Below are 14,422 nucleotides of genomic sequence, written 5' to 3' on the forward strand. Positions count from 1 at the left end.
CCGTATCGGCCGTGCCGGCCCGCAGTGGACCGGCGATGAGATTTGCCTGTGTGCTGGCTGCCATCGTCGTGCTTCAGGCCGGTGCGCTCGTGGCGATGGGGGTACGGCCGGAAAGCGATCGCACGAGCCCGGCATACCGCACGCTGTTTCGGATACGTCCCGCCGCCGCGGGATCGCGACAGATGCCGCGGGCAACGATCAGGCTTGTCGTCGATGACGGCATGGCAGCCGGCCGGTTGCAGGCGCTGCTTGCATCGCTGAAGCTGCAGATCGTCGGTGGCCCGGGCGAAAGCGGCATCTACTCGCTCGCGCCGCTCGGGGCGAGCGGCGACGTCGATCGAACAATCGAAGTGTTGCGTGCCGCGCCGGGCGTGCGCTTTGCCGAACCCGCCTCCGATTGAACCACTGCAGGCAACGCACAGCGACCAGAGCCCCGGTTCCGGGATGACCGCTCGACGCCGCACGCGGCGCCGAGCGGAGCGGGAAGTGCGGCGTCAAGCCGCCAGAGAGGTATTGGCGTACGGGTTCGAGCGGTTGTCCTGAGGCGCGTTGGCCATATACGCATCGATCTGCGCCGAGGTCGATGCGAACGTGGAGTCGTCCCCTCGCAGCATGGCCAACTGCTGGTTGTACTGCTCCTGCAGCGGGCCCATCTCGATGCGGGTCTTCAGGTTGCCGAGATAGTTCTCGGTATAGTCTTTCGCAACCGATACCGGAATATCGATGGCCTGATTCGCGGCCTTTTCGAGCACCTTCTTCGTCAGACCTTCCTTCATCGCGAGCTTGGCTTCAGGGCCGGCCATATCGCCCACGGCCTGGGCGGCCAGGCTCAGACCCGCTTCTTCCAGCGCCTGTTTGACGTTGCCGCCGCTGATCGCGGCATGCAGAACGTTCATCGCTTGCGATTCGCTTTCGATCGCCATCGATGCGGCGTCGGCCACTTCCCCGATCGCGGGGATGAAGCTCAGGGCGCTCAACGCGGTGGCTTCCCAGTCGAGCACCTTCGAGCCGATCTTGAGCGCATCGTCGAGCGCATGTTGCAGGAACCCACCGTTGTGCTTCGGCGTCTTGATGTCGGGCTGATCGGCCGTACCCATCATCATGTCGACGACGGCGCTCTTTTCAGCGTCCGTTTTCGGCTCGTGCGTCTGCGGCTTTTGCACGTCCTTGTTCGCCGGGGTCATGTTGTCCAGGAAGTGCTGGAAGTCCTTGCCGCTGATGTTGCCCGAGTCGACGGTATGACCGCCGCCAAAGCTGAAGAAGCCGTGATGCGTTTTGTAACCGGTGATCGAATTGTTCAGCATGCCGAACAGAACGGGATCGTTGAGCAACTGCTTGGCCGCGTCGCGCACGCCCTTGTCGAGGTGTTTATCGTTGACCATGCTCGAGAGCTTGTCGCGCGTGAGATCGCCGCTGCCGAAGAAGGCATTCTGATTGGCTTTCATCGTATCGAGCGTCTTCGTCTCTCTCTGTGTCAGGTGCATCGACGATGCCGCGGCCTCCTCGATATCCGATCTGCTCATGCGGCCGTCGCCCGACAACTTGTTCCAGGCATCCTGATGGTCGCGGAAGTACTGGGCGGCCGCAATGACCTGCGGCGGCGTTTTACCCGTCTTCGCATCGCCGTCGACGATTTGCTTGAGCTGGTCCTGATCGATCTTCTTGGGCAGGTTTTCCGAGTATTTGTACAGTTCGCGCAGGGCATCGCTCTCTGTCATCACCTGCGGTTTGCCGTTGCTCGAGCCATCCGAAGGGATGTAGTTGTTCACATAGCTTTTCGCCTGCTGCTCGTTGAACTGAGCCACTTGCGGATGATTCTCCGAGAACTTCTCGAGGTCCTTGGCCTTGATCTTGCCGCCGCAGCGACCGTCGCCTTGTGACCCGATCGCGATCGCGAGCTGCGGATCCTGCTGCAGCCCTTGCAGGGCGGCCTTCAGATCGGGCGGCGTGGACGGGTCGTTGATCTTCGCGTCGAGGTTGTCGATCTCGAGCGGGCATTGATCCTTGTGGCGATCGAGCACGGAGACGATCTGCAGTTGCTGATCGGTCAGCGTGCCGCCGTTCCAGGTGACTGTCGATTGCTGTTGTTGCGGGGTGGACGCGTCCTGTGCCGCGGACGACTGTTGGTCGTTCTGGCTATGCGTGATGGTCGAGTCCGGGTCCGAATCGTTGCCCACGAGCGAACTGAGGGACGACGAAAACATTGAATCGATCTGCGCGTTGATGCGCGCGCTCGTGTCGTCGACCGGCTGCTGAGTGCCGCCAGTGTCCGTTGGGACGGGGCTGGTCGAGAACGTACTGCTCGACGGTGTAACGGTGTTGAGCGACATGATATGCACCCTAGGGTTGGAGTTACGGATAGCTGCAAAACATCGGTTCCGAGCAGGTGGGCACGCGCAGGCACGGCCTCGGCCTTGCGGCCGCGCCGAGTCAAGGCGAGAGCGCCCGCCTGGATGCCAGCCTAGAGGGTGCGGCTTTCGTTCGTGCCAAGGGGCGGCGAAAGTTGGGTGGTGGCAGCGAAATCTCAGGAGTGGTATGCACGTGTTTGCCGATACCTGACATGGGGTGGATCTCACCCGGTACTGGGTGAAATCCACCCCAGTTTCGCCCGGCGGTGTGGCCGTCATCCCGCCGCTGCTGCGGTCGAAGGCCCGGTTGCCCCGAGGCTGTGGGCACGACCGATTTCCTGGCTTGCACTGGCTCGATACTTGCGTCGCGTGCGTGCTCTGCCTGCCGATAGCCATGGAGATGCGAAATGAAAGGTGACCCCAGCAAGAAGAGAAAGGCATCGGCCGGCGCCAGCGGACCCGGCTCGCCCGGGGCGGCGAGTAGCAGCAGTAGTAGCAGCAGTAGCCGTGGAAAAGGTAGCGAGCCCAAGGCGAAGCGGGCTTTTAGACTGCCTGCGCTGACACTCGATCCCGGCTTTACGCGCCAGCCCATCGCCGAAATCGGCAGGGGCATCGCGCCCACGTCGAAACATGGCTCGGAGTTCGTGGACGCGATCGAAAATCGACAGCCTCGGTGACGACCGTGCAGCGCAAACCGACTCGCCATGGCATCAAGGACGACTGATTCATCTCGGCACCGCGCACGCCTCGGGAGAAAGTCGTTCGCGCCCACAATTTCCGCTAAAGTTTCCGCGTGGATGTCCGTTAACCGCCCCCGTGCTTTCGTAGTGAACATGATTACGGTCTTATTCGAAATTTGTTTGCAACAACTTTCTCGCATAGCGTTTGTTTTGCGATGCGCAAATGGAGGGAGCGGGATCGCGCGATTTTTTCGCGGAAAGTACTTCAAAGTTCGTACGTTTACCTCTACGATTCCATACGCGCCGGCTGACCGAAATTCTCGAAACACTTGCCCGCGCAGGAGACCAACAGGCGGTAATGCCCGTGCAACTACACTGCACGCTGCCGCATTGTCGCGTCGCTCAAAAGAACAGCCGGATTCCTGCATCCGGCTACGAGGGCCAGTTCGGGAGTGCGCATGGATCCGTTCGTCCACCTGAATCTTCTCGGCTCGTCTACCGCCATGAAAGCGGTAAGGCGGCAAATCGAGAAGATCGCAACTGTCGACGTGCCTGTAATGGTGCTCGGCGAAACAGGCACCGGAAAGGAATTGGCGGTGCGTGCCGTTCATTACCTGAGCGAGCGGCGGCAAGCGCCATTCGTTCCCGTCAATTGCGGCGCATTGCCCGAAACGCTCGTGGAAAGCGAATTGTTCGGCCACGAAAGAGGTGCCTTTACCGATGCTAAGCTCGAAAGCCGCGGGCTGATCGGCGAGGCCGAGGGCGGCACGCTTTTTCTGGACGAGGTCGATGCGCTCGGGCTGCGGGCGCAGGCGGCATTGCTGCGCTTCCTGCAAGACGGCACTTATCGTCGCGTCGGCGGCGCCAAAACCCGGTGCGCCAATGTGCGTATCGTCGTCGCGACGAATGCCAACCTCGCCGAGCTCGTGGAGGCGAGACAATTCAGGCGGGATCTGCTATACCGGCTGGATGTGGTCACACTACGCATTCCCCCGTTGCGCGAGCGCGGAGACGACGTCGTCGAACTCGCCCTGGCGTTCGTCGAGCGGTTGCGCGTACGTTACGCGCGGGCCGAGATGCGGTTGCCTCAGGAATCCATCGCACACCTGCGCAGCCACCGCTGGCCCGGCAACGTGCGCGAACTCGAGAATGCCGTACACCGTGCTTTCGTACTGGCGGAGGACGACTTCGTGCGGCTCGGTCTGCCGAAAGACGATCTCGCGGGCTTGGCCAGAGCGGGGGGCGAAGACGAGTCGAGGCCGCGCAGTTTCAAGCACGAAAAAGCGGCGGCCATCGCCAGCTTCGAAGCGGACTACATCCGGCGGCTGCTCGCCGAGTCGAACGGCAATCTTTCACAAGCGGCACGTCTGGCTGGCGAAGAGCGCAGCGCGTTCGGCAAGCTCGTGCGCAAGCATGGTCTTGCGCGCGATCGCACAACCTGACCGGCATTCACGTTTAGTTCGGGTGCCACGCCGCATCGTTGCGATGGAATCGCCCTATGGATGACCAACGGGTTGCGAGCATCGCCGCTCGCATTGCGTCGTACCTCGAGCGCAACCGCCGCGCCGCCGATACGATCGACGGCATCATGCACTTCTGGGTCGGCGTCGACCTCACGCTCGGCTCGCGAGAATTGACGCAGGCCGCGCTCGAGCGCCTGCGCGACGAGGGGCGTATTGCGCGCGTCGCCATCGGCGGGCGCGAGCTTTGGCGTGCGGTCCCCACCAACGATCCCGACGGCGAGTAGCGCGTCGCCGTTGTCTTTCCGAAGCGGCACTGCGTTGACGCGCGCCGGCAACGCAGCCGGATGAATCTGCACACGCGGGTTGCCGCTCCTTCGCTTCCTCTCTTGCTTTTCTGATCGTCCTCCGCCTCGGCTTCCCCGATCCGTATCACGCCCGGTCCACCCAACGTTGGGTCGCGACGCACCCATGACCCTGCGGGCGCAGCATGGGCCGCGCGCTCGTGCTTTGCGCCGTTCGAATGTGTCTTGCGCCGTTGGGCGCAGGGTGATTCGGCACCCAACCGGCAGCCTCCCGCGCATGCATGTAGTCGCGCGCAGCGTTGACCCGCCTGCGTCTCGGGCGGCGCGTCGAACTGGCACGGACCTTGTATAACGACGGCGCGAGGAGAGATGCGGTCGGGCCGTACGCGATTCGTCTTTTCCATTTCATCCGATCGAAGCGAGGCGAACACATGGGGTTCATCGAGGACGACAACGTCCAGCAGAAACTGACGCGCGTGAGACCGCCGCGCGTGAGGATCACCTACGACGTCGAGACGGGCGGAGCCCAGCGGGCGACGCAGCTACCGTTCATCGTCGGCATCGTTGCGGACCTCGCTGGCGACGGGGGCGGCGCTCAGACGCCGATACCGTACAAGCAGCGCGAGTTCATCGAGATCGATCGCGACAACATTTTCGATGTCATGAAGGCGTCCGGCGCGTGCGTCGACCTCGCCCATGTGGCTTTGCCGCCGTCGAACGCGGGTGCTCAGGCCGAGCACGACGGCACGAAGCTCGTGTTCGGCACGCTCGATGATTTCTCGCCGATGCGGGTGGTCGAGCAGGTGCCGCGACTCAGCTCGCGCAATACGGCGCGGCGCAGCGTTCGGGGGCTGCAGGCCCGCGCCGAGATCGACGACGAGCTCGCCGCCGTTCTCGATCGTATTTGCTCCCCGGAGCAGGGCGCATTGCGCAAGGCCATCGCAGACAAGTACGCGCCGGGCACGGACAAGACGAAGCCGGGCGGCGAGCCGGCGTGGGCTGTTCTCGATGTGACGCCCGCGGCAAGCGGCGCGCTCGTCGAGGCCGACAACCTGAGCGCCGAGAACGTGCTGCCGCAACTGATGGGGCGGTTGATTTCCACACAGCCGCCGGCGCCCGAAGCGCAGGCGGCCGGCGCGCCGAAAACACCCGTCGAAGCTGCGAAGGAAACCGATGCGGGGGATACCGCGAAGGATGCGCCGAAGGACGGGAACGCACAGAGCCAGGCGGGCGCGGACGCGCCTGCTCGCGGCCCGGGCGCACCCGCCGCCGCGTCCGCCGGCCGGCCCGTGGACTGGCGCGACGCGCTGGTTCTTATCGGCCATTTCAACGAGACGGTGCTCGCGGCCATTCCGGCCGCGAATCCGCCGGCAAAACGCGCCGCGATCTGGATCGACGAAGCAGTGGTGGCGATCGATGGCTTCCTCGGCGCGAACCTCGATGCGATCCTTCATGCGCCGTCGTTCCAGCGGCTCGAGTCGACATGGCGCAGCATCGCCGGTCTCGTTGCGAGCACCGAGACTGGCGAAATGCTGAAGCTCAAGATATTCAACACGCGCCGCGCGGAGTTGTCGAGCGATCTCGAGAACGCCGTCGAGTTCGATCAAAGCACGCTTTTCAAGCTGATCTACGAGGCGGAGTACGGAACGCTCGGCGGGCATCCGTTCAGCGTGCTGATTCTCGACTATCCGATCTCCAACAGCGCCGTGGACGTCGAGTTTCTAAACAAGCTGACGCAGGTGGCAGCGGCCGCGCACGCGCCTCTGATCGCCGGCGCGGACCCCGCGATGTTCGCGCTGCAGGACTTCTCGCAACTGGGCAAGCCTCGCGATCTGGCGAAGCTCTTCGAAGGAAACGACTGGATCGCGTTTCGCGAATTCCGCAAAACCGAAGATTCGCGCTATGCGACGCTCGTGCTGCCGCGTCTGCTGCTGCGCTTGCCGTACGACTATACGGTGACCCCGGTGGGTTTCAACTACGTCGAAGACATCTGGTCGGACGGTGCGCGTTCGACAAGCGACGCAAGCAGCGCCGGTACGGAGGGGGCAGCAGCGAAGGCGACGCAGGTCGATGCGGCCAACAAGTTTCTGTGGGGTAATGCGGCCTATGCGCTCGCGCAGCGGATCACGAATGCGTTCGCGCTTTACCACTGGACGGCCGCGATCCGTGGCGAAGAGGGCGGCGGGCTCGTCGATGGCCTGCCGCTCTATCAATACCGCAACGATCGCGGCTCGGAAGTGCTCTTCTGTCCGACGGAGGTTGCGATCACGGACCGCCGCGAGAAGGAGCTCAGCGACCTGGGCTTCATCGCCCTATGCCACAGCAAAGGCTCGTCGCAGGCGGTTTTCTTCGGCTCGCAGACGATCAACAAGCCGATCGTCTACCTCTCGGACGAAGCCAATGCGAACGCGCAGCTTTCGGCGAGGCTGCCCTACATGCTTGCGGCATCGCGTTTCGCGCACTACGTGAAAGTGATGGTGCGGCGCAAGACAGGCGGTTTCCTGAGCCGGGGCGCGCTCGAGGCCTACCTCAACAACTGGATCGCGCAATACGTGCTGCTCGACGACAACGCCACGCAGGACGTCAAGGCAAGCTATCCGCTGCGCTCGGCCAGCATCGTCGTGACCGACGTTCCCGGTGCGCCGGGCGCCTACAAGGCCACGCTTTTTCTGAAGCCGCATTTCCAGCTCGAAGAGCTGACCACGTCGATCCGCCTCGTTGCCGATCTGCCGAAGGCGAGCTGATTCCACAAGACCCAAGGAACGAACGATGGACCTCATTTTGCTGCAACCGGGCGACCCGGACGTGTTCGGCGGCCCCAACAACTGGGGCAACGGCGGGAGCCTGATCGACAACCAATGGCGCGATTCCGTGCTCGCGCTCGGCGAATGCATGGAACTCGTGTCGGTGCATCAGGGCATGAAGCAGCAGATCACGACCGACGTCAGCAATTCGGCGCGCACGTCCGGGCGGCCGATCATCACCGAGTTCACCTGCACGAAGTACGTGGACAAGACCTCGGTGAAGCTTTACGACTACTGCCTGCGGGCCAAGCCGCTCGGCGCCGGGCCGGGTGCGCCGACGAAGCTCTACATCGCGCGCAACTCGGGCGAGAACACCGGCAACATCATGACGTTCCAACTGCGCGACGCGATTATCAGCGAGATTCAGTTTCAGTCGCATCCGGACGACATGCCGACGGAGCAGTTCAAGCTCAACTTCACCGAGATACTTTGGACCTATACGGTCCAGCGCGCCGATACGAAGGCCGCCGGGAATCTCGCGGCGGGGTGGAGCATCGCACGCAACCGGCCGATCGGGCAATTCACCGACTAGGCGGGGCCGGCCGCGCGTCGCGGGCTGGCTTCCACCGCAATCGATTCAGCGCTATCGCCTTATGCACTATCTGTTCGAACGGCTCAACTCGGTCGATTCCGGCCCCGCGCGCGCTCAACCGCTGGCGCAAGCCGTGGCCGCGCAGATCCAGCGCATCGTTGCCACGCGCCCCCGCGCGGCCGACGATACGAACGATCTGCTCGGCTTCGGCATGTTGAGCGTGGTCGACGTTTCCGCCGCGGGCGGCGCCGGATTGCGCCGCTATGCCGCGCGGCTCGCGCGCATGATCGAGCGCTTCGAGCCGCGTCTCGAGAACGTCGAGATCGCACTCGTGCCCGATCGCAATCCGTTGATGCCGAACCGGTTGAGCGTCTCGGGCACGCTGCGGCATACCAATGGCGAGGCGTTGCGCGTGCTATTCGATGCCGAGAACGGCATCGCGCTCGAGAGCGACCCATCATGAAGCTCACGGACACGACGCTCTCCGATTACTTCAACGCCGAGCTTGCGGCGCTGCGGCAGGATGCGGCCGTTTTCGCGCACAGCTATCCGGCGGCGGCCGGCGCGCTGGGCATGAGCCAGGGGCGTTCGACCGATCCGCACGTCGAACTGCTCATGCAGTCGTTCGCATTTCTGGCTGGGCGGCTGCGCTATCAGCTCGATCTGGGGCAGGCGTCGCTTCCGAATGCGCTGACCGATCATCTCTATCCGCATCTTTGCGCGCCCGTTCCGTCGATGACGGTGGCCGCGCTCGACGTGAAGCCGGACGGCGCGAATTTTTCGCGCAGGCAGGTGCTCCAGCGCGGGCGTCTCCTCACGGCGCGCGCGCACGATGCGGCGGGCAGGCCCGTCAGTTGCCGCTTCACCACCTGCTATGAGACGCCGCTCGTGCCGCTCGCGGTCGAATCCATTCAGCTCCTCGCACCGAATCATGCTTCGCTGCACGACGATTGGCGCGACCCGAACCTGCGCTCGGTGCTGAGCGTGAGGCTGCGCAGCAGCGGCAATGGCGCGTTGCGAGAACTACGCCTCGATACGCTGCGTTTTTATCTGAACTGCGAGCCGAACGAGCTGCATATCTTCTATGAAATGTTGAAGATCGGGCTCGCGAAGATCGTCGCGCAGCCGCTCGACAGCGAAGGGCGCGCACTGGGCGCGCCGCAGGAGCTGCCGACCGGCGCGATCAGATGGTGCGGCTTCGACGAGGACGAAGCGATGCTGCAGGCGAGCGCCAATACCCACCCGGGGTATCGACTGCTGCAGGAGTACTTCGCCTTTCCGGAGAAGTTTCTGTTCTTCGACGTGCGCGGTCTCGCATTCGATGCCGGCACGAACGCGTTCGATCTGATGTTCGTCGGTACGCAGCCGCTCGACGTCATCAAGTCGTTGCCGCCGGACCGGTTGCTGCTCAATTGCGTGCCGCTCATCAATCTGTATCCGCAGCGGATCGAATCCATCGCGCTCGATCACACCCGCTACGAATACCGGCTCGAGGGCGATGCCTCGAACCATCGGTACTGCGAGATCTATACGCTCACGGAGCTTTATTCGTCGCGGCCCGGAGAATCGCCGCGTACGCTTGCGCCGTATTTTTCGATGGACGACTTCCAGCGGCTGCGCGCGCAGGACTACTTCTACATGACGCGACGCGAAGAAGCGCAACTCGGAGACGTACAGGGCACGGAGGTCTACGTGTCGTTCGTCGACGCAACGTTCTCGCTTGCGCGGCCCGCCGATGAAACGCTCAGCGGCGCGGCGCTGTGCACGAATCGCGACCTGCCCGATCAGATTCGCGTGGGCGCGGTGCTCCGGCTCGAGGGCGCCGGCCCCATTGCGGGCGCATGGGTTGCGAGCCCCGTCACGTCGCATCAGACGCCGCGCTTGATCGGCGCACGGCCATGGGCGCTCGCGGCCCAGCTTGCGCTGAATCGCCTGTCGCTCGCGGAGGGGCCCGATCCGCTCGCGGCACTCAAGGATCTGCTCAAGCAGCATATCGGCACGCGCGGGCAGACGGGTTTCAAGCAAATCGACGGCATTCGCGCAATGAGCACGGCGCGCATCGTGGTGCCGCGCGGCCCGGACGCGTGGCGCGGGTTCATCGACGGCATTCGCGTGGACCTCGCACTCGATCGCGCCAGCTTCGCCGAGACGAGTGCGATTCTTTTCGGAGACGTCCTGCTGCATTTCTTCGCGCTCTATGGAGCGGTCAATTCCGCTGTGACGCTGCGCGTCAGCGTCAATGACACCAAAGGAATTCTTCACGAATGGCCACCGATCGCCGGGGCTCAGCCGCTTCTATAGAGGCGTGCCTGTTTTCCGAGCCCGACCGCTTCGACGTGTTTCAGCTCGTACGGCTGCTGCGCATCCGCGATTCGTCACGGCCGGATGCGGCGGCCGCCCTCAAGCGCAGATTGCGCTGGCGGCTCATGAGCGGCGAGGCGGACACGCGCAGCTTCGTTCGCTTCGCGCGCCGCCTGCGCTTCAGCGCCGAGCTGTCGGCAGCCTTCCCGGGGCGCGAGCTGACCGCCTGCACAATCATGCCGCAGCAGGGGGCCGGCCATGACCGGCGTGGGCGGACGGTTCCGGCGCTACCCGCGCCGCTCGCGCCCGGCGAGCACGAGGTGGTGGAACTCAAGACCCCGAATTACTGCGTCGCGAGCGAACTGGGGCCGCTGCCCGAGCCGTTTCTCGAGTGGGTGCGGGAGCGCACGCGCGACGACGACCGCACGTTCGCCGCATTCCTCGATCTCTTCAACCATCGCATTCATGTGTTGCGCCATCAGTTGAAGGCGATGCAGGACGTCGCGCTCGACTATGCCTTGCCACAAGATACGCTACAGGCCGACTATCTCGCGAGCCTTGCCGGCATCGCGTCGCTGAACGCGGAGGCCCAGCTCGCGTTGCCGCGCCGTGCGTGGCTCGGCATGGCCGCCACGCTCGCCGACCCGAGGCGGGCGGCCGCGCCGGCGCTCGCCGCGTTGCGGCAGTATCTCGGCGCGCCGCGCGCGCGGCTGGTCCCGCTCGTCGGCAACTGGCGCGCCCGCTCGAGTACGTCGTGGATGGCGCTCGGGCAGGCTTCGACACTCGGGGGCGACGCCGTGCTCGGTACGCGCGTCTGGAACCAGATGGCGAGCGTCTATCTGCGCGTGCCCGACATCGATTACGGCAGACTCTGCGCGCTGCTGCCGCCGCGGCGCGAAGAGAGCGGGGAACCCGCGCACGGCGTGGATGCCCGCGGCCCCGCGTGGCCGGCCGAGCGCAATGAGGGCGCGGGGGAGGCAGGGGCATCTCGCGCCCGAGAGCCCGAGCCGGATCCGCAGCGAGAGGAGCGTTCGTCCCCAATCGACGGCTACGAAGGCCTGGCGCAGATGGTCCGTCTGCTTTTCGACCGCAGGGTCGACTGCATCGTTGCGCTGACGACGGACGCCCGTCATCTGCCGCCATCGGTGCTCACCGCCACGCCAGGGGTGGGCGCAACGGCGCCATCCGCACCGGCCCTGAACGGTGCACTGGCGGACGGCGTGCCGTACCGGGGCCTGCTGCTCGGGCAGACGGCATGGCTCGCGGGCAAGGGCGGTGCGGCGGGCGGCAGGCGGCACGTCCGCTACACGATCGCAGCGGATCCTTCGGGGGCGGCGGCATGAGCGAGAACGAGACGATCGGTGCCACCCGGATTGCGCGCATCGGGGCTCCGGCTCCGGCGGTGTTTCTGCACGTTGCGGTTTTCCTGCCCGGCGGGCGGATACTCGGTGCGGAGACGTTCAGGCTCGTCAAGCTGAGCGGCGAGGAAAAGGTGTCCGAGCCGTTCGAATTCCAGCTCGAGTTGCGAGCCGATACGGTTGCCTCGGGCGCGCCGCCGCCGCTGCGCTTCGATCAGTTGATCGGGCAATCGATCACGTTCGCGATCGACCGGCCCGACTTCAGCGCGCCGGCCGGTGCCACGCGCGAGATACTCGTCGGTGCATCCAACGGGCGGTTTGCGGCCGCGCTCGCGAGCGGCGCCGCCGATCCCACGCTGTCGGTGTTCAACGGCATCGTCACCGCGTTTTCGATGAGCGAGCCCGGCGTTTATCGCGCGACCGTCAAGCCGGCTCTCTGGAAGCTGGCGCTCACCAACCGTTATCGCGCGATCGCGCAAAAGAGCGTGGCGCAGGCAATCGAGACGCTGATGAGCGAGCACGGTGTGCGCTGCACGGTCTCCGGCCTCGGCGGCTCGCACAATCTCGCGCAAACGCGGATCCAGGATTGGCTTCAGGCCGGCGAATCGGACTTCGCACTGTTGCAGCGGCTGCTTGCAAAGGCACGCATTCACTACTATTTCGAGCACACGGCCAATGCGCACACGGTCGTTTTCTCGAATGCGGCGCAGTATCCGGCGATTCCTTTCGGCCGGCCGCTGCGCTACACCTATGCGGACATTTCGGCACTGGGGCTCGCGCAGAGCGATGTGATCTCGCAGTACACGTATGAGCAATCGCTCGTGACGACGGGCGTCGAGTGCGTGCTTGCGCGTCAGCAGGAAACGTGGGACGTGGACGCGATTCCGACGTTCGAAACCTACGGCGCGCAGCCCGGTGACGCCGGCGTGCTGCCGTTCCGACAGTACAAGCAGTACCAGTACGGCGTCAGCGATTGGCAGGCGCGAGAGCTCGCGCAGACGGTGGATGCATCGCGGCGGGCATCGGCCGAGCGCTTCAGCGGGGCGAGCACCTGTGCACAGCTTCGCGTCGGGCACAGTTTCACCGTCGTCATGCCCCAAGGCGGCGCCGCGGGCATGAACGTTCAGCCGACGCTCGACAACCGCCGTTTCGTTGCCACGCACGTTTCGCACGAGGCGGCGGCCGAGGGCGATTATCACAACAGCTTCGACGCGACCGATGCGTCGCTGTTGATCACGCCGTTTTCGCTCGAAGAGACGCAGCAAGGTTCGCTGCTCGCCACGGTCGTCAATGCGGACGGCAGCACGACGCCGAAGACATGGCGATACTATGCGAAGCCCAACTTCGAGATGGGCACGAGTGTCGAGATCGATCGCGATGCGAATCCCACGTCGATGCAGGCGAAGGGCGTCTACGTGGCATTCGCGACCGACCGGGGCGCGAGCGGCTCTTCCGCCCCGGTGTGGGTCAAGCTCGCGAGCCATATGCAAACCGTGCCGGAGGTCGGCGTGACGGTGGTCGTCGCGCGCGCACAGGACGAGTCCGAGCTGCCCGAGATCCAGAGCATCGTCCATGCGAACGGCTCGCGCGTCGTGACGCCGTCCGGGTGGACGGCCAGCACTTCGATCGGCAACAGTTATTCCACGAGCTACAGCGACGGCAAGAGCATTCGTTTCGGCGCATCGTCGGACGTCTCGTCGGACCAGACGCTCGAGAACGCGATCGACATCGTCACGGCCGCCTATGCCACGAAGCAGTATCGCGACACGAGCTATTCACAAGGCGCGAGCTACAGCTACTCGACCTCGGAAGACAAGGAGCAGGGACTGCTGAGCCGGTCGTTTTCGTACGGATCGACCTACGGCAGCAGCTGGGCGGCGCAGCAGGAGAGCTTTTCCGCAATCGGCAAAACCTACAGTCAAAGCATCGTGGGCGAGTCGAGCCCAAGTGCGGCACAGCCGCAGGCCTCGCCGGATCCGAGCGCCGTGTCGGTCAGCACGAGCACGGTGCATGGCGATGCCTACAGCGAATCGACGAACCACGGCAACGTCAAGAACCTCTCGACCATCGACGGAAACTCCGCGTCCGAAAACACCGTCACGCGCGTGAGTTCCTCGAAGTCCACCGTGACCGAGTCGACTTCCGAATCGCTGACCGGGAAATCGACGAGCAGTGCCGTCACGGGCATGTCGAGCAACACCAACGTCGTCGGCGTCTCCGACGACGCTTCGACGATCGGCGTGTCGGTGAGCCGCTCGACGATCGGCGTGCAACGCAGCCTCGGCATGACGGGCAGCACGAGCGCCATCAACATGACGGGGGCCTCGTCGTCCGTCGCGATGACGGGCGAGCAAACCGCGGTCAACATGGTCGGCGTGTCCACGACCGTCGACATGCAGGGCTCGTCGAGTTCGGTGAGCCTCGTCGGCAGCGCAACGCGCCTGAATCTCTCGGGCGAGAGCATGGATGTCACGCTGGCAGGCGTCCAGACGCAAGTCTCCATGTCGAGCGAAAGCCACATCATTTCGTTCATGGGGCCGGGGCTGCGCATGAGCGAAGAGGCCGAAACGCCCGAAGTGAAGATGTCGAACGCGACGATCACGATCGTCGGCATCATTCAGATCTATCTGTGAG

General features: G+C 64.5%; 10 protein-coding genes. 9 read left to right on the plus strand and 1 reads right to left on the minus strand.

From position 1 onward, the window contains the following. Window positions 1-35 precede the first annotated feature (35 nt). Entirely contained in the window at window positions 36-401 is a 366-nt protein-coding gene (locus U0034_RS20695) for a hypothetical protein (RefSeq protein WP_139831118.1), read from the plus strand. Between the two features lie 93 nt (window positions 402-494). Here U0034_RS20695 and U0034_RS20700 read toward each other — a convergent pair whose 3' ends face one another. After that, window positions 495-2,330, minus strand: coding sequence for an HrpF/NolX family T3SS translocon protein (locus tag U0034_RS20700; RefSeq protein WP_085225230.1), 1,836 nt, complete (start codon window positions 2,328-2,330; stop codon window positions 495-497). 1,156 nt (window positions 2,331-3,486) lie between these two features. On the opposite strand from U0034_RS20700, the gene U0034_RS20705 reads away from it, so the two are divergent. The 8 genes from U0034_RS20705 (at window position 3,487) to U0034_RS20740 (ending at window position 14,421) form a co-directional block, all read left to right on the plus strand. Beyond that, a complete protein-coding gene (locus U0034_RS20705) occupies window positions 3,487-4,470 on the plus strand; it encodes a sigma-54 interaction domain-containing protein (RefSeq protein WP_085225228.1) in 984 nt (327 codons plus the stop codon). A 56-nt stretch (window positions 4,471-4,526) separates the two neighbouring features. Then, window positions 4,527-4,775 carry a hypothetical protein gene (locus U0034_RS20710; protein WP_085225226.1) on the plus strand — a complete coding sequence of 83 codons (249 nt, stop codon included), beginning with the start codon at window positions 4,527-4,529 and terminating at the stop codon, window positions 4,773-4,775. A gap of 449 nt (window positions 4,776-5,224) precedes the next feature. Further along, window positions 5,225-7,537, plus strand: a complete 2,313-nt coding sequence (gene tssC / locus U0034_RS20715; RefSeq protein WP_085225224.1) for a type VI secretion system contractile sheath large subunit — start codon at window positions 5,225-5,227, stop codon at window positions 7,535-7,537. 25 nt (window positions 7,538-7,562) lie between these two features. Then, window positions 7,563-8,129: an Hcp family type VI secretion system effector gene (locus tag U0034_RS20720; protein ID WP_085225222.1), complete on the plus strand. Its 567-nt coding sequence runs from the start codon at window positions 7,563-7,565 to the stop codon at window positions 8,127-8,129. Between the two features lie 61 nt (window positions 8,130-8,190). Next, a complete protein-coding gene (gene tssE / locus U0034_RS20725) occupies window positions 8,191-8,592 on the plus strand; it encodes a type VI secretion system baseplate subunit TssE (protein ID WP_085225220.1) in 402 nt (133 codons plus the stop codon). Then, entirely contained in the window at window positions 8,589-10,430 is a 1,842-nt protein-coding gene (gene tssF, locus U0034_RS20730) for a type VI secretion system baseplate subunit TssF (protein WP_085225218.1), read from the plus strand. The genes tssE and tssF overlap by 4 nt, the downstream gene beginning before the upstream one ends. Further along, entirely contained in the window at window positions 10,394-11,773 is a 1,380-nt protein-coding gene (locus U0034_RS20735) for a type VI secretion system baseplate subunit TssG (RefSeq protein ID WP_085225216.1), read from the plus strand. The genes tssF and U0034_RS20735 overlap by 37 nt, the downstream gene beginning before the upstream one ends. After that, window positions 11,770-14,421 (plus strand): contractile injection system protein, VgrG/Pvc8 family, encoded by a 2,652-nt coding sequence (locus U0034_RS20740; protein WP_158243511.1) that lies wholly within the window; start codon window positions 11,770-11,772, stop codon window positions 14,419-14,421. The genes U0034_RS20735 and U0034_RS20740 overlap by 4 nt, the downstream gene beginning before the upstream one ends. The last annotated feature ends 1 nt before the right edge of the window (window position 14,422 follow it).

The organism is Trinickia caryophylli, from assembly GCF_034424545.1.
Taxonomy (GTDB): Bacteria; Pseudomonadota; Gammaproteobacteria; order Burkholderiales; family Burkholderiaceae; genus Trinickia; species Trinickia caryophylli.